This window comes from Gluconacetobacter tumulicola (assembly GCF_014174215.1).
Classification (GTDB): Bacteria; Pseudomonadota; Alphaproteobacteria; order Acetobacterales; family Acetobacteraceae; genus Gluconacetobacter; species Gluconacetobacter tumulicola.
This window is the reverse complement of record NZ_JABEQL010000008.1, coordinates 75,491-97,491: the sequence shown is the minus strand read 5'-3', so window position 1 is coordinate 97,491 and position 22,001 is coordinate 75,491. Positions and strand designations below refer to the sequence as shown.

Genomic DNA, 22,001 nt, shown 5'->3' with positions numbered 1-22,001 from the left:
CCATGGCGGAACTCATCGCCGGTGCGTCAACCGGCGACGACAGACGCGGTCGCCGCCGACGCCCGAAGCAGCGCCGCCTCGATCAGCGCCACGGTTTCCGCCACTCCGTACAGTCCGATGAAAATGCCGAATCGCGGCCCTTCCGTCTGGCCCAGCAGAACCTCGTACAGGCAGCCGAACCAGGTGCGCAGCGGTTCGAACCCATGGCGCTTGCCGATCTCGAAGACCAGGTTCTGCAGCGTATCGGGGTCTGCCGTCCCGGCATCCAGCCCGCGCAGCATCTCCGCCAGATCCGCCAGCGCCGCACGCTCCCGCGCGTCGGGCTCGCGATAGGTCTTCGAAGGACGCACGAAATCCGCGTAATAGACGATCGCGTGGTCCACCAGCCGCGCCAGCATCGGGCAGGTCTCGGGCGACGCCGCCTCGTCATAGCGGTGGATGAACTTCCACAGCACATCGGGCGTATCGGCATTCGCGGCGCTGGCCAGATTGAGCAGCATGGCTAAGGTCAACGAACTGCCCGCGCTGTCGTCGATCTTCCCGGCATGGATGAACCAGGCCGGATTGGACAGCAGCGCCGCATCATCCCCCTGCGTCCGGGCGCGTGCGACATTGGCCAGATATTCGTCCGCCGCCTTGGGAATGACGTCGAAGAACAGACGCTTCGCCCGCTGGGGCGCGTTGAACATATACTGGCCAAGGCTCTCCGAGGGGGCATAGCGCAGCCATTCCTCGACCGAGATGCCGTTGCCCTTGGACTTGGAGATCTTCTGGCCGTTCTCGTCCAGGAACAGTTCATAGGTCAGGCCGGCGGGCGGCTCGCCACCCAGGATGCGGCAGATCTTGCCCGACAGCTTCACACTGTCGATCAGGTCCTTGCCCGACATCTCGTAATCCACGCCCAGCGCGAACCAGCGCATGGCCCAGTCGGCCTTCCACTGCATCTTCGCATGGCCGCCGGTCACCGGGGTCTCGAACGTCTCGCCATCCTCGTCGGTCCAGCGCACCGTCCCGGCAACGGGGTCGATGCCGTCCATACGCACCTGCATCACCAGCCCGGTACGCGGATGAACCGGCAGAACGGGGGAGTAGGTCGCCCGGCGATCCGGGCCAAGGGTCGGGGCGATAACCGCGACGATCTCGTCATGCACCTCAAGCACCCGACGCAGCGCCGCATCGAACCGGCCGCTGGCATAATACTCGGTGGAGGACGCGAATTCATATTCAAAGCCGAATCCGTCCAGGAACGAGCGCAGCCGGGCGTTATTGTGCGCCGCGAACGATTCGTGCGTACCGAACGGATCGGGAATGCGCGACAGCGGCTTGCCCAGATGCTGGCGCAGCATGTCGCCATTCGGCACATTGTCCGGCACCTTGCGCAGCGCATCCATATCGTCGGAAAAGGCGAGCAGCCGCGTCGGCCGGCCCGTCAGGCGCGTATAGGCCTGCCGAACCCAGGAGGTCCGCGCGACCTCGCCGAAGGTGCCGATATGCGGCAGGCCCGAAGGCCCATAGCCGGTTTCCAGCAGGGCGGGCGCATCGGCCGGCAGGGCCTTGCGTTCGACATGGGCGGCCAGCTTGGCCGCCTCTTCGAACGGCCAGGCCTTGGGCAGGGAAGCGGGGTCGAGACGGTTCTGATCGGACATGATGCGCCGGAAGCTATGAACTGAAACCTGATGGGTCAATCCATACCATACATCATCTGTCTGCCAGATGGGCGACAGACGGCGATTTGTCCCCTATATGTTCCCCTGATGGCCACACCGCCCCCTTCCCCGGACCTCCCGCCCGCCCTGGTGGCGCGCCACGGCACCTGCTCGCTGCTGACCCCGGACGGCGAACTGCTGACTGTGCCGGGAGAGGAAGCCGCACGCCTGCTGCGCGACATGCCGCCGCCCCTGGTCGTGCATGCCCCCCTGACCGCGCGCCGGCTGGGCCTTCCACCCCTGCCCCAGCCCACACCATGGCTCGACCTGCTGGAACTGTTCCTGTTCGCCATGCCCGGCCGGACGGTCCCGCCCACGGCGCGTGGGCTGGCATTGGCCCTGGGACTGGACGATGCGCGGATCGGCGGGGCAGAGGCCGACCTGCTGCCCGATCTCGCCGATATCCTGCTCGACCACATCGCCGCCCGACAGCCGACCCCGGCCGGCGAGGAGATGGCTGCGCTGGCGGTGCGGATGGACCATGCCGGCTGGGCATGGGGCCCCAGCGTGCTGGCGGCCCTGCGCGCCGCCCACCCGCTCCCGGCGGAGGCCCTGCAGCCCGGCGATGCCATCCGCGTCTGGCGCCGCCTGCCGAAATGGGAGGAAACCGCCCCCCGCCCCGCCCCGTCCAGCCTGCCGGTGCCAATCGCCGATGCCCGCCGCCGGCTGGCCGAAATGCTGGGCGCGCAGGCGGAAACCCGTGCCGGCCAGGCCGATTTCGCCGGCGCGGCCAGCGCTGCCTTCGCCCCGCGCCTGACACGGGGCGATCCGCACATGGTGCTGGCCGAAGCGGGAACGGGCACCGGCAAGACCCTGGGCTACGTCGCCCCCGCCAGCCTGTGGGCCGAACGCAATGGCGGCTCCGTCTGGATCAGCACCTATACACGGCACCTGCAACGCCAGATCGAAGGCGAACTGACGCGGCTCTACCCCGACCCGGCCATCCGGCGACAGCATGTCGTCCTGCGCAAGGGACGGGAGAATTATCTGTGCCTGCTGAACATGGAAGAGGCCGTGAATGTCGCCGGCAACCGGGGCGGCCCGTCAGGCGGCATCGTCGCGCTGTCGCTGCTGGCCCGCTGGGCCGGGGTCACCGCCGACGGCGACCTGATGGGCGGCGACCTGCCCGGCTGGTTCGGCGACCTGTTCGGGCGCGGCACCATCGCTGGCGTGGCGGACCGTCGGGGCGAGTGCATCCATGGTGCCTGCCCGCACTATCAACGCTGTTTCGTCGAACATTCGATCCGGCGCGCGCGCCAGGCCGACCTGGTCATCGCCAATCATGCGCTGGTGATGACCCAGGCCGCATGGCACGCCATGGGCGGTGACGCCGCCTCGGACGAAGACAATATCCCCACCCGCTACGTGTTCGACGAAGGCCATCATGTGATGGACGCGGCCGATAGCGCCTTCTCCGTCGAACTGTCGGGACTGGAAGCGGCGGAACTGCGCCGCTGGCTTCTGGGGGCGGAAGGGGCACGCTCCCGCGCCCGTGGCCTGAAACGCCGCCTGGACGATCTGGTGGTGGGGGATGCCAGGCTGGAATCCCCACTGGATGCCGTCCTTCAGGCCGCCCACGCCCTGCCCGCGCCCGGCTGGTCGGGCCGTCTGGCCAACATGCTGCGCGCATCCACACCTGCACCACCCGCCGACGATCCGGCCACGACGGCAGCGCCCTCTCCCGACACCCTGCCCAATCCGTGCGAACAGTTCCTGCACCTGCTGGCCTGCCAGGTCCTCGCGCGCAGCCGCGCCGGCGACCCCGCCCAGTCGCCCGCCATGCAGCAGGGCTCCATCGAATGCGACCTGCACCCGCTGGCCGAGAACGTGTCGCCAGCCGCAACCACGCTGGCCCGGGCACTGGACCGGCTGTCGGTCGCCCTGCGCACCCTGGTCGATCGGCTGCTGGAGCGGCTGGATGACGAATCGGGCGAACTCGACCCCGCCACGCGCGAGCGGATCGAAGCCGCCGTGCGGACAATGCGCCGCCGTGCCCTGAGCCGTGTCGACGGATGGAGCGCGATGCTGCGCGCGATCGGCGAGACGCGTGACGACACACAGCTCGGCGCCCCGCAATATGTCGATTTCATCCGCATGGACCGGCGCGAGGGACAACGACCGGGCGAGCAGGATGTCGGACTGCACCGCCACTGGCTGGACCCGACCATTCCCTTCGCCACCGTGCTGGCGGCGCCGGCGCACGGGGTCCTGATCACCTCTGCGACCCTGCGCGACGAAAACGGAAGAGGCGACCCGGAGGAAGCCGAACGCGCCTGGGAGGCCGCCGAGGCCCGGACCGGCGCCAGCCACCTCCCCTCGCCCGCGCTGCGGGCATCGCTGGCCAGCCCGTTCGATTACCGGCACCAGAGCCGCGCCTTCATCGTGACCGACGTGGCCCATGACGATATCGGCGCACTCGCCGCAGCCTATCGTACATTGTTCCTGGCGGCCGGTGGCGGAGGCCTGGGCCTGTTTACGGCGATTTCCCGTCTGCGTGCCGTGCATCGAAGGCTGTCGCAACCGCTGGAGGAAGCGGGCATCCCGCTTTATGCCCAGCATGTCGACGGCATGGATAACGCCACACTGGTCGATATCTTCCGTTCGGAAGAAAATTCGTGCCTGCTGGGTACGGATGCGATGCGCGACGGGGTGGATGTGCCCGGCCGGTCGCTGCGTCTGGTGGTGTTCGAACGCGTGCCATGGCCCCGCCCCGACATCCTGCATCGCGAGCGCCGCACGCATCTGTCGCACGGGGCGCCGGGCGAATATGACGACCGGATCGCGCGCCTGCGCCTGCGCCAGGCCTTCGGCCGGCTGATCCGCAGCACCGGCGACCGGGGCGCGTTCGTCCTGCTCGATCGGCGGGCGCCATCACGGCTGATGTCGGCCTTCCCCGACGGCGTCGCCATCCGCCGGGCCGGCCTTGCCGAAACCGCGCGGGAACTGGAAGCGTTCCTGCGCGCCTCGGCGGACGGGGAGCACGCAGGGCCCCCCGCCCCGTAATCTTGCCGTCAGAGCGGCTTGAGGTTCGATGCCGCCGCCTTGCCGCGCTCGGTCACGACATCATAGCTGACGCGCTGGTTCTCATTCAGCCCCCGCAGGCCCGCCGCCTGGACGGCGGTGATGTGCACGAACACATCCTTGCCCCCGTCCTCGGGCATGATGAAGCCAAAACCCTTGGTTGCGTTGAACCACTTCACGGTACCCGTCGCCATAGTCACTTCGTCCCTTGTTGCCGGCATGATGCCGCTCGACCGATGTCTGCCCGACACGCGATACCCGACGGACTGCCCGCCGACGACCAGCATCGATCCAGATGGGTTATGGGCGCACGAACTCTGCCGCTTTGTCAAACCATGCCGATGACGCTCCGCAAAAAAACATGACCCTGTCGAAATGCCGTCACTAGGCCAGGCGCAGTACCCCGATCAGCGCGACAGCCAGCCCCGTCAGGGCCAGAAGCGACAGCACGACCGCCGCCATCACCCGTCTACCGGCCTTCATCACCGTCCGCAAATCGGCGCCTAGCCCCAGTGCCGCCATGGACAGCACGGTCAGAACCGCCGCCCCGGTTCCCAGCGGCCGGATGGCGCCGTCCGACACCAGCCCCAGCAGGCGACACGCCGCCAGCGCCAGAAAACCGACCAGGAACCACGGCACCAGCGGCGGCCGTTCCCTCCGCGTCGCCCGATTCTCCCGCCCGTCCGGGTGCGCCAGCACCGACAGCACCAGACAGACCGGTCCCAGCATCAGCACCCGCGCCAGCTTGACCAGCATGCCCATCTGTATCGCCACGGTTCCCATCGGCGCGGCCGCGGCCATGACCTGCGGCACGGCATAGACGGTCAGCCCCGCCAGCGCGCCATAGGCAACCCCTCCCATGCCAAGCAGGATACCCAGCAACGGCAATCCCAGCACGACCACCACACCGAATAGCGCGGTGAAAGCGATAGACGCCGCAATCTCGTCATCATCAGCCGCGATCACGGGCGCGATCGCGGCGATGGCCGAATTGCCGCAGATCGCGTTGCCGCAGGCAACCAGCAGCGCCATGCGCGCCGGCACCCCGCACAACCGGCCGATGCCAAATCCCAGCAGGATCGCCACCGCCACCACAGCCGCAATCCCGACCAGCAACGCCGGACCGGCGGCGCGGATCACCGTGTCGCTGACCGACGCCCCCAGAAGCAGGATGGCCAGTTCCAGCGGGTATTTTGCACAGAAGGCAATGCCGGGGCGCCATTTCCGGGCCGGCGTCCATCGGCTGCGCACCACCGTTCCGCACAGGATCGCCAGAACCAGCGCCTCCAGCCACGCCCGCCCGGTCCATGCGCGTTCCAGAGCTGCCAGCACATAGGCCACCCCCGTAACCAGCAGGCATAGCGCGATGCCGGGCGCCAGACGGACCTCATTCCGGCGGAAACAGGCGGACACTCCTGCGGTACGGGGTACGGAATTCATCATGGCGGCTTCCTTTCACCGCCCGTGTTACCGCCCGACCAACCATTCTATCCAACGCATCATTCTTGTGGTTTTAATCGTAAATTCAGATCAATCAGGATCTCACCCCCTTCCATGACCCTCGAACAGCTCCGCATCTTCATCGCCGTCGCCGAACGCGAGCACATGACGGCCGGGGCAAAGGCGCTCAACGTCACCCAGTCGGCCGCCTCCGCCGCCATCGCGGCCCTGGAGGAACGTCACGACGTCCGGCTCTTCCACCGGGTCGGTCGGGGCATCGCCCTCACCGAGGCCGGCCGTCTGTTCCTCACCGAAGCCCGCGCCGTTCTGGCCCGCACGGCCGCCGCCGAAAATGTGCTGGACGATCTGGGTGCACTCCGGCGCGGCACGCTGCGCGTAGTCGCCAGCCAGACTATCGCCGCCTATTGGCTGCCACCCCTGCTGGCAGATTTTCGCCGCCACTATCCGGCCCTGTCGATCGCCCTTGCCATCCGCAATACCGAACAGGCCGCCGCCCAGGTCCACACGGGCGAGGCCGAGATCGGAATCATCGAAGGCCAGGTCGACGATCCCACATTGACCCACTGGCCGATCGGCGAAGACAGACTATTGCTGGTACAGGCCGATCCGTTCGACGATACTCCTGTCGACGCCACCTGGCTGCAACGCGCCCGCTGGATCATGCGCGAGGACGGCTCGGGCACACGCTCGACGCTTGACCGGCATCTGCGCCGCCTCGGCATCGCGTCCGACTCTCTGGACGTGGCGCTGGTTCTGCCCTCCAACGAAAGCGTTCGCACCGCTGTCGAAGCCGGCGCCGGCATCGCCGCCCTGTCATCCCTGGTCGTCGCACCGTGCATCCGCGCCGGCACATTGCATGCGGCACCGCTTTCGTTCGGCCCCAGGGCCTTCTTCGGGCTGCGCCACAAGGAACGGTATCGCAGCATGGCGGCCCAAGCCCTGCTGGCCTTCATCACCGCCTCCACCCGGCAATAAGACAAAAAAAAGCCGCCCGCGAACGGACGGCTCTTTTCCTGCCGGATAAAGCAGCATCCAGCCCGGGCGCGAAGCCCGGACCGGCAGGCTGATGGATCTCAGAAATCCATGTCGCCCATGCCGCCCATGCCGCCACCGGGGGCCGGCGGGGCCTTCTTTTCCGGCTTCTCGGCCACCATCGCTTCGGTGGTGATCAGCAGGCCGGCAACCGACGCCGCATCCTGCAGCGCGGTACGGACGACCTTGGTCGGGTCGATGATACCGGCCGCGACCAGATCCTTGTAATCGCCGATCTGGGCGTCGAAGCCATAGTTGTAGTCGCTGACTTCCAGCACCTTGCCGGCGATCACCGCACCGTCTTCGCCCGCATTGTGGGCGATCTGGCGCAGCGGAGCCTGCAGGGCCTTGCGGATGATCTCCGCACCGACGCGCTGGTCGGCATTGTGGAACTCCAGATGGCTCAGCGCGGTCGACGCACGCGCCAGCGCCGTGCCACCACCCGGAACGATACCTTCCTCGACGGCGGCGCGGGTCGCATGCAGCGCGTCGTCGACGCGATCCTTGCGCTCCTTCACCTCGACCTCGGTCGAGCCGCCGACACGGATGACGGCAACGCCACCGGCCAGCTTCGCCAGACGCTCCTGCAGCTTCTCGCGATCGTAGTCCGAGGAGGTCTCCTCGATCTGCGCGCGGATCTGCGAGCAACGGCCCTTGATGTCGTCGGATGCGCCGGCACCCTCGACGATCGTGGTGTTTTCCTTCTCGATCCGGACCTTCTTCGCGCGGCCCAGCATCGCCAGGGTCACGGTCTCCAGCTTAATGCCCAGATCTTCGCTGATCACCTGGCCACCGGTCAGGATCGCGATGTCTTCCAGCATCGCCTTGCGACGATCACCGAAGCCCGGCGCCTTGACGGCGGCGATCTTCAGGCCGCCACGCAGCTTGTTGACGACCAGGGTCGCCAGCGCTTCGCCATCGACATCTTCCGCGAGGATCAGCAGCGGACGGCCGGACTGCACGACGCTCTCGAGCAGCGGCAGCATCGGCTGCAGCGACGACAGCTTCTTCTCGTGGATCAGGATGTAGGGGTTGTCCAGATCGGCAACCATCTTCTCCGCATTCGTGATGAAATACGGGGAGATATAGCCACGATCGAACTGCATGCCCTCGACGACGTCCAGCTCGGTGTGCAGGCCCTTGGCCTCTTCCACCGTGATGACGCCCTCGCTGCCGACCTTCTGCATGGCCTGCGAGATCATCTCGCCGATCTCATGCTCGCCGTTGGCGGAGATCGTGCCGACCTGCGCCGTCTCGGCCGGGGTCGTGATCTTCTTGGTGTTCTTCTTCAGCTCTTCGACGACGGCCTTGACGGCCTTGTCGATGCCGCGCTTCAGGTCCATCGGGTTCATGCCTGCGGCCACGGCCTTGGCACCCTCGCGGATGATGGCCTGCGCCAGCACGGTCGCGGTCGTCGTGCCGTCACCGGCGACGTCGTTGGTCTTCGAGGCCACTTCGCGCACCATCTGGGCGCCCATGTTCTCGAACTTGTCGGCCAGCTCGATTTCCTTGGCGACCGACACACCGTCCTTCGTGATGCGCGGCGCGCCGAAGCTCTTGTCGAGCACGACGTTTCGGCCCTTCGGGCCCAGGGTCACCTTCACCGCGTCGGCCAGAATGTCCACGCCCCGCAGCATGCGCTGGCGTGCGTCACCGCCGAACTTTACGTCCTTGGCTGCCATTTTAGAATTCTCCTGTGGGAAACTCGTCGATCAGAAAGGAAAGAGGAAGGACTTCAGGCGATCACGCCCATGATGTCGCTTTCCTTCATGATCAGCAGCTCCTCGCCATTGATCTTGACCTCGGTGCCCGACCACTTGCCGAACAGCACCTTGTCGCCCGCCTTCACGTCGAGGGCGACGATCTGTCCCTGCTCGTTCCGCGCGCCGGGGCCGACCGAGATGACCTCGCCCTCCATCGGCTTTTCCTTGGCGGTGTCGGGGATGATGATGCCGCCAGCCGTCTTCTCTTCGCCGGTCAGGCGACGGACGACCACACGGTCATGCAGGGGCCGAAAATTCGTCATTATGGATCGCTCCACATCAAAAAAGGTAACGCCCTTGAATAAGCAACGCCACCGGGTTGGCACGCGCGCCAGAGCCGCGTCGCTTTAGCACTCTCCTTGCGAGAGTGCCAACAAACAGGTAGGTGCCCACCCCGCCCATGTCAACGCTTTGGCAGCACTTTCTTTCGACGACTGCCAAGTTTCTGGGAATAAAGAATTTTTGTTGAAATACGCCCGGCCTATCCCGCAGGCTGACGATGTGTCCACAACCGTCGATCCCGCACCGAGGTGTCCATGTCCTTGCGGCTCCAGCTCAACGACTACCGCCTGACGACCGCCGAGATCCTCTATCGCCTTCCCGACCATCCAACCCTGCTCCAGACCTATATCTGGCAGGAACTCGATCTGGCGCCGTCCTATCCGCAGCTCCGCCGGTTTCTCGATTTCTGGACCCGTTCGCTGGAGGGCCAACTGCACTCGGTCAGGGTGGCGCAGCAGGCCCTGATCGGCCCTCCGGCACTGCGCCATGCCTCGGCCTGTCTCACATTACATTGACCGCCCAACATTGACAGCACAGGGCTGGCAGGCCGCCAGGGTCATGTCAGCCCTGCCCGTCCCGCTCGGTCCCGGAGGGCAGCCGCGCACCATCCAGCGTGCGTCGGGCCCGATCGGCCTCCTGCCGGTCGCGATCGCGCTCGGCGGCCGTCCTGCCGTGCAGGGCGCGGTTCGTCGCCGCCACGGCGGCCTGTTCCGCGCGGGCCTTACGCTTGCGCGCCTGCCGCAGGTTGACGATCTCAGCCATGGCGCCACTCTACCGGCCATCGTTGGCACAGAAAAGGACCCGCCCATGAGCCAGACCATCACCCTGACCGCCTCGGACGGTCACACGCTTTCCGCCTACAGTGCCGGCCCGGCCGATGCCTCCCGCGCGCTGGTGGTGGTGCAGGAGATTTTCGGCGTCAATCACCATATCCGCACGGTTGCCGACGCCTTCGCCGCCGAAGGATATCGCGTCATCGCCCCTGCCCTGTTCGACCGCGCCGAGCGGAATGTGGAACTGGCCTATGACCAGGCCGGGGTACAGAAGGGCCTTAAACTGCGCGCCGCAATCCCGCCCGAAGACACATTGCTCGATATCGTCGCCGCCGCACGGGCGCTGGGGCTGGAACCGGCCCATACCGGCATCATCGGCTATTGCTGGGGCGGCACGCTCGCCTGGCAGGCAGCCTGCCGGACCGACAGTTTCGGGGCGGCGGTCGGATGGTATGGCGCCGGCATCGCCGCCGAGCGGAACCTGCTCCCCCGCTGCCCGGTGGAACTGCATTTCGGCGAGACCGACGGATCGATCCCGCTTTCCGATATCGCTGCCATCCGTGCCGCCCATCCTGATCTGCCGATCCACATCTACCCCGATGCCGGGCATGGGTTCGGCTGTTCAGAACGCGCCAGCTTCAATGCTCCGGCGGCGGAACTGGCCCAGACCCGCAGCCTGGCCTTCTTCGACCGGCAGCTCTGAGCCTCCCAGCGGCAGCCGCCTCGCAGCCAGCATGATATCTGCAGAAATATCACGAATACGTGTTGGTCAGCCCTCATTGGGGGCATGACCTTCCGCTTCTCATCACAAGACCGTCCGGCGCAGATTACATCATCAGTCAAAATATTTGCATCGACGCGATATAACCGCCGGGCATGTCTCGCGTTCACGTAATTCCAGGGCAATGCGCCCTTGAACTGTTGATGAGCGAACCGAGGCAATAGGCGGATCATGCCAAATCTGGTGCTGGACGGGCGCAAGCCGACATCTGCGATGGGGCGGCGCTACGTGCGATCCTTACCACACACTGTTCCAACAGCGTGATGTATCTGGGGTACGAGGAAGCACGACATTTGCAAGACATCGACACGCGCTACGGGGCGTTCAGAATCCCCACGGCAGAAGATGACCTTATCGGCCGTTTTCTTGCCCATTATGGCGAATGGGCATGGGATGAAGTCTCCTTCGTCGCCTCCATAGTGCCGGAGAACGCACGGATTCTGGATATCGGCGCGTGCTTCGGTACCTTCGGCCTTGGCATCTCGTTGCTGCGCAAGATTTCCCATGTCTGTTTCGTAGACGCCAATCCGGCAGTCATTCCCTTCCTGACCCATAACGTCGCCAGCAACGCACGCATCCCCCATACCATCAAGGAGAATTTGATCGGGAGGGCGGGTATGAAGGTGGCCGCTGCCCATGGCGATCCAGGCAACATTGGGGCCACATCCTTTACCCCCGACGCGTCGGTCCAGACCTCGCAACCCACAGTGCCGGCAATCAAGGAGCTGTCCGATCTCTGGCAGGAGGAGGGACCGTTCGACTTGATCAAGATCGATGCGGAGGGAATGGAACTCAGCATCCTCGACAGCCATGCCCGCCTCCTCTCCCAAGGCCAGGTAACCCTCTGGCTGGAATGCAATGAGGATGCCCAGTCCCTCGCGCTCTGCGAACGATTATTATCCTGGGGTCTCGAGGTCTTCTACTTCGCCTTCCCCAGCCACAATCCGGAAAATTTCCGTCACGCGGCCACCCCGATCTTTCCCTTCGCCTTTGAAGCCGGCCTGCTGGCTGCCCCCCGCTTCCAGCCGGTCCTGGACGAAAAACTGCGCGCCCATAACTGCATCCTGCGCACGATCAGCAGCGTGGCGGACCTGCGGGAAGCATTATGGGAGACCCCCCGCTGGGGCATGCCGGAATGGGAGGGCAAGGACGTCCCGGCCGTCGCGGCTCGGGCCGGACATTACATGCGCGGCGAAGATTTCGAGACCTTCCTGGCGCCCGGCTGGCATAATGGCGAATTGATCGGAGACAGAATTACAGCACTGGAGCGTTCTGCGCGCGACGCCCTGCGCGAAGCTCATGAACAGAACACGATCCAACAGCAGGCGCTGAACGATTTTTCAGCACGCTACCAGGATCTGACAGACAGCTTCGTGCACGAGCAGACAGCCCATGCCGCGGCCCAGGCGCACAATCAGGAACTGGTTGACGCACTCGCGCATCGAGCCGGCGCACTCACGGCAGCACAGGCGCACAATCAGAAGCTGGTCGACGCACTCGCGCATCGCGCCCGCGCACTGACGGCAGCCGAGGCGCAAATCCAGCGCCTTGAGAGAGAACTTGCCGCCACGACGGCCAATATGCTCGATCCGATCGCCGAAGCCGGAAAATATCTGGAAAGCACGATCCGCGATGATCTGAGAGACAAGGAATTACAACTCGACCAAATGCAATCCCTGGTCGATTACCACTCCGGACAGGCCATTGTTCTACAAAGCTTATATCAACAGCTACAGAATCGAATCAGGGACATCGAGATCAGTACGATCTGGCGGGTGACATCACCGATGCGGCAGATTGCCGAAAGGCATCCAGCGATCCAGAAGGTGGCCCGAACAGGACGCCGCGTCGCGGCCAGCATTCGCAATAAATATTTCAAGAACTGAACGAAGCGCCAACCTGGGATCGGGCCATGAACGACCATATTGCGGCTCTCGAACATTTCTTCGACAGAACATTTTACCTTCGTTCCTACCCCGATGTGGCGGAACTGCGCATCGACCCGCTGGAACATTATTGCGCGACTGGCTGGCGAGAGGGCCGCAATCCCAGCATCTCCTTCGATACGGGCTTCTACCTGCAGCGAAATCCCGACGTCGCCAAAGCCGGGATAAACCCCCTTCATCACTATGTCTTCGCTGGCCGACATGAAGGACGAAAGGCCATTCCCCCTTTGCGAGACATGCGCGCACGCGTCCAGAACAGCTTCCGGGCAAAGTTGGATATAAACCCGGCACCCACGATACCAGACGAGGGCGTCCTGTCGGCGGAGCGCCTGTCGAGCCTGCTGCAAGCCGGATTCCTCGATGGACCGATCATCCTGTCGGTCAGTCATGACGACTACCGCAAGAATGTCGGTGGCGTACAGAAGCTGATTTCGGTCGAGCAGGCTACCTGCTCGGAGCTTTCATGGAATTATCTGCATCTGTCTCCTGCCTGCCCCCGACTGGGCTTGGCCGATCGGGTCCCCGGGCTGCCGGTCGCCTTGTCCGTTTGCCTGAATGGCACGAAACTGGGCAACGCCACGCCGGCCAGCCTGATCCAGGCACTTGTACACGCCCGGCCGAAAGGCCATCCGGTTCACGCCGTCATCCACCATCTCATGGGCCATGCTCCGGAAGATATCGGCAACATCATTCAGGCAGTGTGTCACGATCGCATTATTGTCTGGACCCACGATTTCTTCACCCTCTGCAGCAGTGTCCAACTGCTGCGTAACGATACCGTCTATTGCCATGCGCCGCCCTCCCATTCGATGGCCTGCGGAATCTGTAGCCATGGCGAGGATCGGCCCGCTTTCCTGGCCCGCATCGAGGCCTTTTTCACGCGCTTCACGCCATGTGTCATGGCGCCATCCGAAGCCGCGCTGGCCCTCTGGCTGAAGCATGCCTCCTTTTCTCATGCCGTTGCCCTGGCTCGTCCACTTGGTCGATTGCTGCTCAGTGACTCGCACATTCCTTTCGAAACGGGCAGCACCGGGCGTCCGATCAGGATCGCCTTCCTCGGTCAGCGGGCCTACCCGAAAGGATGGCCGATCTTCCAGAATCTGGCCGAGCATTTCCAGAACGATCCCCGCTATGAATTCCATCATATCGGACTGGCACATTCCGTTCCTGCGGCGGGGCACATTATCTATACAAAAGTCAATATTGCCCTTGACGGACCAGATGCCATGATCAGGGCCGTCGTCGCCCGAAACATCGACGTGGTCGTCAACTGGTCGCTTTGGCCCGAGACCTTCTGCTACGCAGCCTACGAGGCTCTGGCCGGCGGCGCCTTCCTGCTGGCACCCGACGGAGAAGGCAACGTTCCCGTCCTCCTGCGCCGCTCTGCCCCCGGACAGGGTCTTCTTCTGGAAAGCGAAGACGAATTGGTGGCACTTCTCGCCACAGGCAAATTATCGAACATTCTGAAGCTTTCCAGCCGCCAACGCGGCTATCTCCTGGCCGAGGAGGGTAGCATCGCCTGGCTCCGCGATCAGCGCGAACAAGAAATGACCAACCGTTCAGAGCTCTTGTCCGAGGTGCAGGATGACTAAGGTAAGATGCTTCACAAGTGCTTCGTTTTCCTATCTCGATCGCGTCCGCGTTCTGGGCGAGACCCTGCATCGCCATCATCCGGACTGGGAGTTCACGTTCTGCCTGTCGGATATCGAACCCGAAGGGTTCGTCTTCAACCTGGATGAAGAGCCGATCGACGCCCTCGTCCGCATCGGGGAACTCGGAATACCCAATCTCGATTCATGGATGTTCGAACATGACATCGTCGAACTCTGCACGGCCGTAAAGGGAAAGATGCTCTGCCGCCTGCTGGAACAGGGCGCTGAAAAAATCGTCTATATCGACCCCGACATCGCGATTTTTGCGGATCTGACGGATATCGAACGTGCATTGGATACCCATAACGTCATCCTGACGCCTCATCAGCTGCGGCCGGACACCAGCGAGATCGCCATTCGGGATAACGAAATCGGCTCCCTGAAATTCGGAATCTACAATCTTGGCTTCGTGGCCGTATCCGGGCGCCCCGAAGGTCGGCGTTTCGCCGAATGGTGGCGTGACCGGCTCCTTTCGTTCTGCTTTGACGACGTTCCCAACGGATTGTTTACCGATCAAAAATGGTGCGATCACGTTCCCGCATTCTTTGACGACGTGCTGATCCTGCGTGACCCGGGCTATAATGTTGCCAGCTGGAATCTCAGCCAGCGTCCGATCGCAATTGATTCCAACGGCGTCATTCGCGCCGCCGACAGCGTACTGCGCTTCTTTCACTTCACCAAGGTCACATGGGCCGGCGAAGTCATGCTGGAACGCTATTGCGGCAATCGTATCGAAGTCTTTGAACTGATGTATTGGTACCGGGACCAGTTGGCGCAAAGGGCACCCAAGGGCCTGCCGGAACGCTGGTGGGCCTTCGCCCGTTACGAGAGCGGAAACCCGATCCCTCCCCAGCACAGGCTGGCTTATCGACAGGATGGCGCTCTCCGGCGGCAATTCCCCCATCCGTTCTCCAGCGGCGCAAACTCATTCGAAAATTTCATGAAGGAACGGGAGGTACGCTGATATTGCGGCGTCAGAAGGAAACGGCGCATGCCATCCATGCCCTGACGCACGCGAGAAAATTTCTTACCCCTCGAAAGACCCGATTACGCGCCCGCGTCAGGAGAGAGCCGGCGTCCAAATCGCTGCATTATGGGTTTTTCAAAAAAATGCCATGACGCGGACGCAAACAGGATGGTCAGGATAAGGATCGCCGGCAAGGCCTGCGGACCGGAAAGCCAACCCAATCTCTTGAACGCCTCGATAATGGACAGATGCCATAAATATATCCCGTAGGATATCGTGCCCAGATATCTGAACGGCGCTGAAATCAGCAGCAGGGATTGCTGATTAACGGAACATGCCGACATCACAAGAAGACCACAAGAGACACAAAACAGCGTCTTGTAACTCACCACCATCCATTCCGAATCCCAATATATTGCATTATGCCAATATACGAGAAACGATATGCCTCCCATGAGTACGGTCGCCGCAGGGAATACCCATAACCGCGCAGGGTTGGTCGTTATAAAGCGCCCCCCTACCCGTGTGCGAACAAACCGTGCCAGCAGAATCCCACAGGCAAATTCATCCAGCATCCCCGGCAATTGAGTCGCATAGACAAAGCGGGGAAACACCCCGAGCGGTCCCGTGATATCCGTTACATGATAGATGAATAACCGCCACGTCCAGGCAATCGCAACGGCACCCACCCCGATGATCCAGGGTGGGCATTGGCGCAGCCAGACGGCCACGAACATCATCAGAACATAGAACTGCGCCTCATCACCCAAAGACCAATTGACACCGTTTATTCCACCCTGGTGCATCAAGAATAAATTGTGAATAAATAACGCATGCGTCGCGAATTGCTTCCATCCATCCAGACTGAAGAACATGAAAGGATATATATAGACTACAAACACGACACACGTCGCATAATGCAGCGGCACAATGCGTAATATCCTGTGCCGTGCAAAATGCGCCAGGAATTTTCTTCTATCCGCAGTCTTATCAAGGGTAGAAAAAGCGGAAAGGCTTATTACAAAACCCGAAATGACAAAGAAAAGATCGACCCCCATCCACCCCGTGCGAAACCACACCAGGGGACCCGAGGTCGGAAATCCAACCCAGTTAAAATGCATGATCACATGATAGACGACGACGCTTATCGCCGCGAAGCCGCGCAGCACGTCGATAAACGGAAAGACCATGGGACGTAGTGCCCCCCGCCAAGGAAGATACTACGTCCCATATCTTATAATTCTTTTCAACAGAATCGGCCAGAAAGCCGGCGCGGAAGGTTGTCCACCTTCATCACAGGACCGGAGCCGCCAGACAGATGCGCCGGGCACCCCCGGCGCATCCCGCCGAGACATCAGCCGCGCGACAGCACCCGGCCCGCAATGGTCTCCAGTTTCGCCAGCAGGACCGGGTCGCGCTTCTCAGGGGCGGTAATCAGCGCATGCTCCAGCGCCCGGTCGCACCCGGCCGGGCACAGGCCGCGCGAACGGCCCAGGGTCGGGATCACCGACTTGACCAGCGCCCGGGCCCGGTCAGCATTGGACAGCATGACCTTGACCACGGCATCGACCGTCACGCTGTCATGGTCCGGATGCCAGCAATCATAATCCGTCACCATCGCGACGGTCGCGTAACAGATCTCCGCCTCACGAGCCAGCTTGGCCTCCGGCATGTTGGTCATGCCGACGACCGAGCACCCCCAGGAGCGATAGAGATTGCTCTCGGCCTTGGTCGAGAATTGCGGGCCTTCCATCACCAGATAAGTGCCGCCGCGCGTCACATCCAGCTTCAGTTCGCGCGCCGCCTCTTCCAGCACGTCGCCGATACGCGGGCACAGCGGATCGGCCACCGATACATGGGCCACGCACCCGGTGTCGAAGAAGCTCTTTTCCCGCGCGAAGGAGCGGTCGATGAACTGGTCGATAATGACGAAATGCCCCGGCGGCAATTCCTCCTTCAGCGAGCCCACGGCCGACAGCGACACGATGTCGGTCACGCCCGACATCTTCAGCGCCGCGATGTTGGCGCGGTAGTTCAGACGCGACGGCGGGATCGGGTGCCCCCGTCCATGACGCGGCAGGAACACGCAGCGCACGCCGTCCAGCCGGCCGAACAGCAACTGATCGGACGGCAGCCCCCACGGGGTCTCAACCGTGCGCCACTCCTTCTCTTCCAACCCGTCGATATCATACAGGCCCGATCCGCCGATCAGGCCGATCACGGGTTCGACGGCGTCCTGCGCAGACGAAAGGGGGGCGGTTTCAGTGGACATCGGACCAGACTCTCCGTTTCAGAAGGAACACCAGGACGGCAAGGAACAGAAGATACAACACCACCTGCATACCCAGGCGATGGCGCGCCTCCAGGTGGGGCTGCGCCACCCACGCCAGGAAGGTGGTGACATCGCGCGCCTCCTGCGCCGTGGTGGCGGGCGTGCCGTCGGTATAGACAACCTGCCCGTCACGCAATGGCGGCGGCATCGCGATTTCCCGACCGCTTGCATAGGGATTGTATACCGCGCCGGCATGGCTGGGGCGATAGGCCGCCGGAGCCTCCCGATAGCCGGTCAGCACCGCATAGATCCGGTCCGCCCCCCCAGGATAGACCAGCGCCAGCCGTGACTGGTCCGGCGGCGCCACACCGTTATTGGCTGCCGCAGCGGCCTCCGGGTTGGCGAACGGATCACGGAAATGATCGGCCGGCGTCGCAGCCCGCGTGACAGGGTCGCCCTGCGCATCCACCCCACCCGGCACCTGCTGCGTGGCCGCGATCCGGCTGACCTGCTCCATGGTCAGCCCCATCGCCGCCAGGTCGCCATAGGTCATGGATTTCATGCCATGGCAGGCCGAACAGACCTGCGCATAAACGGCGTAGCCGCGCTGGACGGCCGAGAGATCGAAACGGCCCAGCGCCCCCTCGAAGCTCCAGACCTGGTGCGGTGGCCGATCATGCGGCCCCGCCTGCGCCATCGCGTGAGAGATATCGGCAAGCGACGCCAGAAGGCCCAGCAGGAAGCCGAACCGCAACCGCATCTCTCCCTTCATGCCCCACGCCTCCCGGCATCGGTAATGCCATCCGGCAGAACGATCCCGCGCTCGGTGCGGGCCGACAGCGGCAGCAGGACCAGGAAATGCGCGAAATAATAGACCACCGCCACCCGTCCGGCGATCATCCACCCTCCCTGCGCATGATGGCGACCGACAAAGCCCAGCAGGATGAAGCAGACGACCAGCAACCCCATGCAGACCCGATAAAGCGGCCGGAACCGCGCGGAGCGGATCGGCGAACGGTCGAGCCACGGCACCAGGAACAGCACCAGGATCGCGCCCACCGAAGCCAGCAGCCCACCGAATTTCGACGGAACCGACTGCAATATCCCGTAGAACGGCAGGAAATACCATTCGGGCTCGATATCGGCCGGCGTATGCAGCGGGTTGGCGGGGCGGAAATTCTCGGCCTCGAACACCACATTCGGCAGGAAGAACATCACCACCGCGAACAGCAGCGCAAACAGGACCAACCCCAGCGCGTCCTTGCTTGTATAATAAGGATGGAAAGGCACCGTATCGCGCGGCCCCGCCGGCTCGATCCCGAGAGGATTGTTCGAGCCGGTCACATGCAGCGCCGCGACATGGACGCCCACCACGCCCAGCACCGCGAAGGCCAGCACCATGTGCAGGATAAAGAAGCGGTGCAGCGACACGTCCCCCGGCGCATCGGCGCCCCGGAGGAAATGTTCCAGCCACGGCCCTACCCCAGGGATCGCATCGACGGCCTTGCCCGCGACATCGGCGCCCCAATACGACATCTGCCCCCAGGGCAGCACGTAACCGGCAAAGGCGGTGAACATCACCATGGCCAGCAGCACCAGCCCGGTCAGCCACAGCATCTCGCGCGGCGCCTTGTAGGACCCGTAATACAGGCCGCGAAACAGGTGGATATACAGCGCCGCCAGGAACATGCTGGCGCCCGTGACATGGATCGACCGCAGCAGCCACCCGCTGGGCACCTGGCGTTCGATCGCCTCGACCGACGCAAAGGCCCCGGCGGCAGTCGGCGTATAGTTGATCGCCAGGAAGATGCCCGTGGCCAGCATCACCAGCAGCACGACCGTCAGGATCGCACCGAAATTCCACAGCCCGTTCAGGTTGCGCGGCGTCCGGTAGTCGACATATTCCCGGCGAAAGGCCGAGACGACCGGCAGGCGCGCGTCCAGCCAGGCCACCACGCCCGTCTTCTCCCGTTCATCCGGCATATCGCGGGAACCAGCGTCCGTCATCGGTCCTCAATCCTCCGCCCCAACGGCGCCCGCCTTCCATAACGGCCCCCCGCCCCTTCTTGCAATTGCCCCCATGATCGGACTCTATGGACGCTGTTTCAAAAGCCCCTTTCCGCCTACCCAGACGACCCGTTCGACACAGAAGATGATCCGAGCATGACAGAGACCCGCGCGCCCATCCCCCACGACCATATGAAGGAAGAGGCCCGCGCCTGGTTCGAGACCCTGCGCGACCGGATCTGCAGCGTCTTCGAACAGATCGAGCAGGATGCCGACGACGTACAGACCCTGCCCGGCCGCGAGGCCCCGGGCACCTTTGCCCGCACCCCTTGGGACCGCGTGAACGAGGACGGCACGCCCGGCGGCGGCGGGGTCATCAGCCTGATGCGCGGCCGGGTGTTCGAGAAGGTGGGCGTCAACGTCTCGACGGTGTCGGGCACGTTCAGCCCGGAATTCCGCGCCAACATCCCCGGCGCCGCCGAGGACCCGCGCTTCTTCGCCACCGGCATCAGCCTGGTGGCCCATATGTGCAATCCCCGCGTCCCCGCCGCCCATTTCAACACGCGGATGATCATCACCACCGAAGGGTGGTTCGGCGGTGGCGGCGACCTGACGCCGATGTTCCCCGACAGTGCCGAGGCACAGGAGGACGCTGTCCGGTTCCATGCCGGCTTCCGCACCGCCTGCGACCGGCACGACCCGGCCTATTATCCGCGCTTCAAGGAATGGTGCGACCGCTATTTCTTCCTGCCCCACCGGAACGAGCCCCGGGGCCTGGGCGGCATCTTCTACGACCGGCTGAACACCGGCGACGTGGCGGCCGATTTCGCCTTCACCCGCGATGTCGGCCTGGCCTTCCTCGAGACCTACCCCGCCATCGTTCGGCACCGCATGAACGAACGCTGGACCGAGGAGGAGCGCCGCGCCCAACTGGTCCGGCGCGGCCGCTACGTGGAATTCAACCTGATCCACGATCGCGGCACCCTGTTCGGCCTGAAAACCGGCGGGAATACCGAAGCGATCCTGATGAGTCTTCCCCCCGAGGTCCACTGGCCGTAAAATCACGCCTTCGCCGCCGTGGGCCGCCCCGGCACCTGCCATAGACTCGCCGCATTCCAGCGCAACACAGGCGCTGGAATGTCCCCTGCCGTGGAGATGCCGCCTTTGCCCGCTACCCGACCCCACCCTTGTTCTGACCACCAGCCCGGTCGGGCCTAGATGCGCATGCGCCGCCGCCAGTTTCTTGCCATGGCGGGTCTCTCCGCACTCGTCGGCATTCCTGCCGCCCATGCCGGCTCCCTGACGCACGTCGCCGCCATCGCCCCGGCCGGCGGCGCCATCGTCGACCCCACCCTGCTGGTCGCCGGCAGCGCTGAAAGTGCCGCCGGCCGCTGGAGTACGGTGCTGGCCCCCGCACTGGCACAGGGACTGGAATCTCCCTCTCCGCTCCCCACGCACCTGACCAGCGGGCTGGACGGCGTAACCGGCGCCAACCAGTTCGATACAAGGACGGTGCCGGACGGCACCACGGCCCTGCTGGTGCCCGGCGCGGCGCTGGTGGCCTCGCTGGCCGGCGACCCGCGCGCCCATTACGATTTCGGGCGCTGGGTCCCGCTGATGTTCAGCCTGGTCTCGCCCATCGTGGTGGGTCGGGCCGACCTGCATCGCACTTTGCGCGACCTCGTCCGCGACCGGCCGATACGCGTGGCGGTTTCCAGCGACCACGGCATCGAACTGGCCACCGTGATGGCAATGGCGATGTTCGGCTTCCGGCCGATCCCGGTCATGGGCTTTGCCGCCCCGCAGGAGGCCCTGGCCGCGCTGCGCGACGGCAAGGTGGACGTGGTGCAGATCTCCGACCCGATGACGCCCGAGGCTCTGGACGCCCTGCTGGCACCGCTGGAACAGAGCGGCGTCACGCCCCTCTTCACGCTGAACGACACCGTACGCGCGACCGTGCATGGCCAGCCCGTGCAGACCTTCGCCGAACGTTTCAGCCAGGAACGCGGCCGCGCCCCCACGGGCCTGCTGTACGAGGCATGGAAGGTCGTCGCGGCTGCCGCATCGCTCGATATCGGACTCGTGCTGCCGATGCTGACCCCACCGGCACAGGTCGCCGCCTGGCGCCACGCGGTCGGCGTCGCCGTCACCCAGGGCGCGCTCGACCCGCTGAAGAATGATTCCGGCCGCGCCCTGGTCAGCGGACCGGATTGCGGCCGCTACCTGCATGACATGACCGGCGAGATCTCGGCCGTCCTGATGCTGCGCCGCTGGCTGGCCGTTCACACGCCGGAATGGCGATTAGGATAAGAGGCAGCCTGCAGCGCCGGTTTCAAGC

The 22,001-nt window shown here is 64.1% G+C and carries 19 protein-coding genes; 9 read left to right on the top strand and 10 right to left on the bottom strand.

The window, feature by feature from the left end:
* Positions 1-26: 26 nt before the first annotated feature.
* The gene (locus HLH29_RS08075) at positions 27-1,646 is read right to left on the bottom strand and encodes a lysine--tRNA ligase (protein ID WP_182965602.1); all 1,620 of its coding nucleotides are present in this window, start codon (positions 1,644-1,646) and stop codon (positions 27-29) included.
* 108 nt (positions 1,647-1,754) lie between these two features.
* Here HLH29_RS08075 and HLH29_RS08070 point away from each other — a divergent pair, with 108 nt between their 5' ends.
* Positions 1,755-4,709 (top strand): ATP-dependent DNA helicase, encoded by a 2,955-nt coding sequence (locus tag HLH29_RS08070; RefSeq protein WP_182965600.1) that lies wholly within the window; start codon positions 1,755-1,757, stop codon positions 4,707-4,709.
* 8 nt (positions 4,710-4,717) lie between these two features.
* On the opposite strand, the gene HLH29_RS08065 is transcribed toward HLH29_RS08070, so the two are convergent.
* Together HLH29_RS08065 and HLH29_RS08060 are read right to left on the bottom strand one after the other, a co-directional pair.
* Positions 4,718-4,921 (bottom strand): cold-shock protein, encoded by a 204-nt coding sequence (locus HLH29_RS08065; protein ID WP_012225746.1) that lies wholly within the window; start codon positions 4,919-4,921, stop codon positions 4,718-4,720.
* A gap of 190 nt (positions 4,922-5,111) precedes the next feature.
* On the bottom strand, positions 5,112-6,170 hold the full coding sequence (locus HLH29_RS08060; protein ID WP_338030202.1) for a YeiH family protein: 1,059 nt from the start codon (positions 6,168-6,170) through the stop codon (positions 5,112-5,114).
* A gap of 111 nt (positions 6,171-6,281) precedes the next feature.
* On the opposite strand from HLH29_RS08060, the gene HLH29_RS08055 reads away from it, so the two are divergent.
* Entirely contained in the window at positions 6,282-7,163 is an 882-nt protein-coding gene (locus tag HLH29_RS08055) for a LysR family transcriptional regulator (protein ID WP_182965598.1), read from the top strand.
* A 98-nt stretch (positions 7,164-7,261) separates the two neighbouring features.
* On the opposite strand, the gene groL is transcribed toward HLH29_RS08055, so the two are convergent.
* Positions 7,262-8,902, bottom strand: coding sequence for a chaperonin GroEL (gene groL / locus HLH29_RS08050; RefSeq protein ID WP_182965596.1), 1,641 nt, complete (start codon positions 8,900-8,902; stop codon positions 7,262-7,264).
* 53 nt (positions 8,903-8,955) lie between these two features.
* Positions 8,956-9,246, bottom strand: a complete 291-nt coding sequence (locus HLH29_RS08045; RefSeq protein WP_114726807.1) for a co-chaperone GroES — start codon at positions 9,244-9,246, stop codon at positions 8,956-8,958.
* Between the two features lie 273 nt (positions 9,247-9,519).
* On the opposite strand from HLH29_RS08045, the gene HLH29_RS08040 reads away from it, so the two are divergent.
* Positions 9,520-9,780 (top strand): usg protein, encoded by a 261-nt coding sequence (locus tag HLH29_RS08040; protein ID WP_182965594.1) that lies wholly within the window; start codon positions 9,520-9,522, stop codon positions 9,778-9,780.
* 46 nt (positions 9,781-9,826) lie between these two features.
* On the opposite strand, the gene HLH29_RS08035 is transcribed toward HLH29_RS08040, so the two are convergent.
* On the bottom strand, positions 9,827-10,027 hold the full coding sequence (locus HLH29_RS08035) for a DUF4169 family protein (RefSeq protein ID WP_182965592.1): 201 nt from the start codon (positions 10,025-10,027) through the stop codon (positions 9,827-9,829).
* Positions 10,028-10,072: 45 nt separating this feature from the next.
* On the opposite strand from HLH29_RS08035, the gene HLH29_RS08030 reads away from it, so the two are divergent.
* The 4 genes from HLH29_RS08030 to HLH29_RS08015 all read left to right on the top strand — a co-directional run bounded on the left by HLH29_RS08030 (position 10,073) and on the right by HLH29_RS08015 (position 15,381).
* Positions 10,073-10,741 (top strand): dienelactone hydrolase family protein, encoded by a 669-nt coding sequence (locus HLH29_RS08030; RefSeq protein ID WP_182965590.1) that lies wholly within the window; start codon positions 10,073-10,075, stop codon positions 10,739-10,741.
* Positions 10,742-11,112: 371 nt separating this feature from the next.
* The gene (locus tag HLH29_RS08025) at positions 11,113-12,705 is read left to right on the top strand and encodes an FkbM family methyltransferase (RefSeq protein WP_182965588.1); all 1,593 of its coding nucleotides are present in this window, start codon (positions 11,113-11,115) and stop codon (positions 12,703-12,705) included.
* A gap of 26 nt (positions 12,706-12,731) precedes the next feature.
* The gene (locus HLH29_RS08020) at positions 12,732-14,357 is read left to right on the top strand and encodes a glycosyltransferase family protein (RefSeq protein WP_182965586.1); all 1,626 of its coding nucleotides are present in this window, start codon (positions 12,732-12,734) and stop codon (positions 14,355-14,357) included.
* Between the two features lie 208 nt (positions 14,358-14,565).
* Positions 14,566-15,381, top strand: coding sequence for a hypothetical protein (locus HLH29_RS08015; RefSeq protein ID WP_220791434.1), 816 nt, complete (start codon positions 14,566-14,568; stop codon positions 15,379-15,381).
* Positions 15,382-15,464: 83 nt separating this feature from the next.
* On the opposite strand, the gene HLH29_RS08010 is transcribed toward HLH29_RS08015, so the two are convergent.
* From HLH29_RS08010 to HLH29_RS07995, 4 genes are all read right to left on the bottom strand, one after another.
* Positions 15,465-16,574: an acyltransferase family protein gene (locus tag HLH29_RS08010; protein ID WP_182965582.1), complete on the bottom strand. Its 1,110-nt coding sequence runs from the start codon at positions 16,572-16,574 to the stop codon at positions 15,465-15,467.
* A 164-nt stretch (positions 16,575-16,738) separates the two neighbouring features.
* Positions 16,739-17,656, bottom strand: a complete 918-nt coding sequence (locus tag HLH29_RS08005; protein ID WP_182965580.1) for an S-methyl-5'-thioadenosine phosphorylase — start codon at positions 17,654-17,656, stop codon at positions 16,739-16,741.
* Complete coding sequence (locus tag HLH29_RS08000; RefSeq protein WP_408871951.1) at positions 17,646-18,428, bottom strand: cytochrome c1; 783 nt, start codon at positions 18,426-18,428, stop codon at positions 17,646-17,648. The genes HLH29_RS08005 and HLH29_RS08000 overlap by 11 nt, the downstream gene beginning before the upstream one ends.
* Positions 18,425-19,663 (bottom strand): cytochrome b, encoded by a 1,239-nt coding sequence (locus HLH29_RS07995; protein WP_182965578.1) that lies wholly within the window; start codon positions 19,661-19,663, stop codon positions 18,425-18,427. The genes HLH29_RS08000 and HLH29_RS07995 overlap by 4 nt, the downstream gene beginning before the upstream one ends.
* 156 nt (positions 19,664-19,819) lie before the next feature.
* Between HLH29_RS07995 and hemF the strand changes: the two genes are divergently transcribed.
* Complete coding sequence (gene hemF, locus HLH29_RS07990; RefSeq protein ID WP_182965576.1) at positions 19,820-20,722, top strand: oxygen-dependent coproporphyrinogen oxidase; 903 nt, start codon at positions 19,820-19,822, stop codon at positions 20,720-20,722.
* Between the two features lie 159 nt (positions 20,723-20,881).
* Positions 20,882-21,973 carry a type 2 periplasmic-binding domain-containing protein gene (locus tag HLH29_RS07985; RefSeq protein ID WP_182965575.1) on the top strand — a complete coding sequence of 364 codons (1,092 nt, stop codon included), beginning with the start codon at positions 20,882-20,884 and terminating at the stop codon, positions 21,971-21,973.
* Positions 21,974-22,001 lie beyond the last annotated feature (28 nt).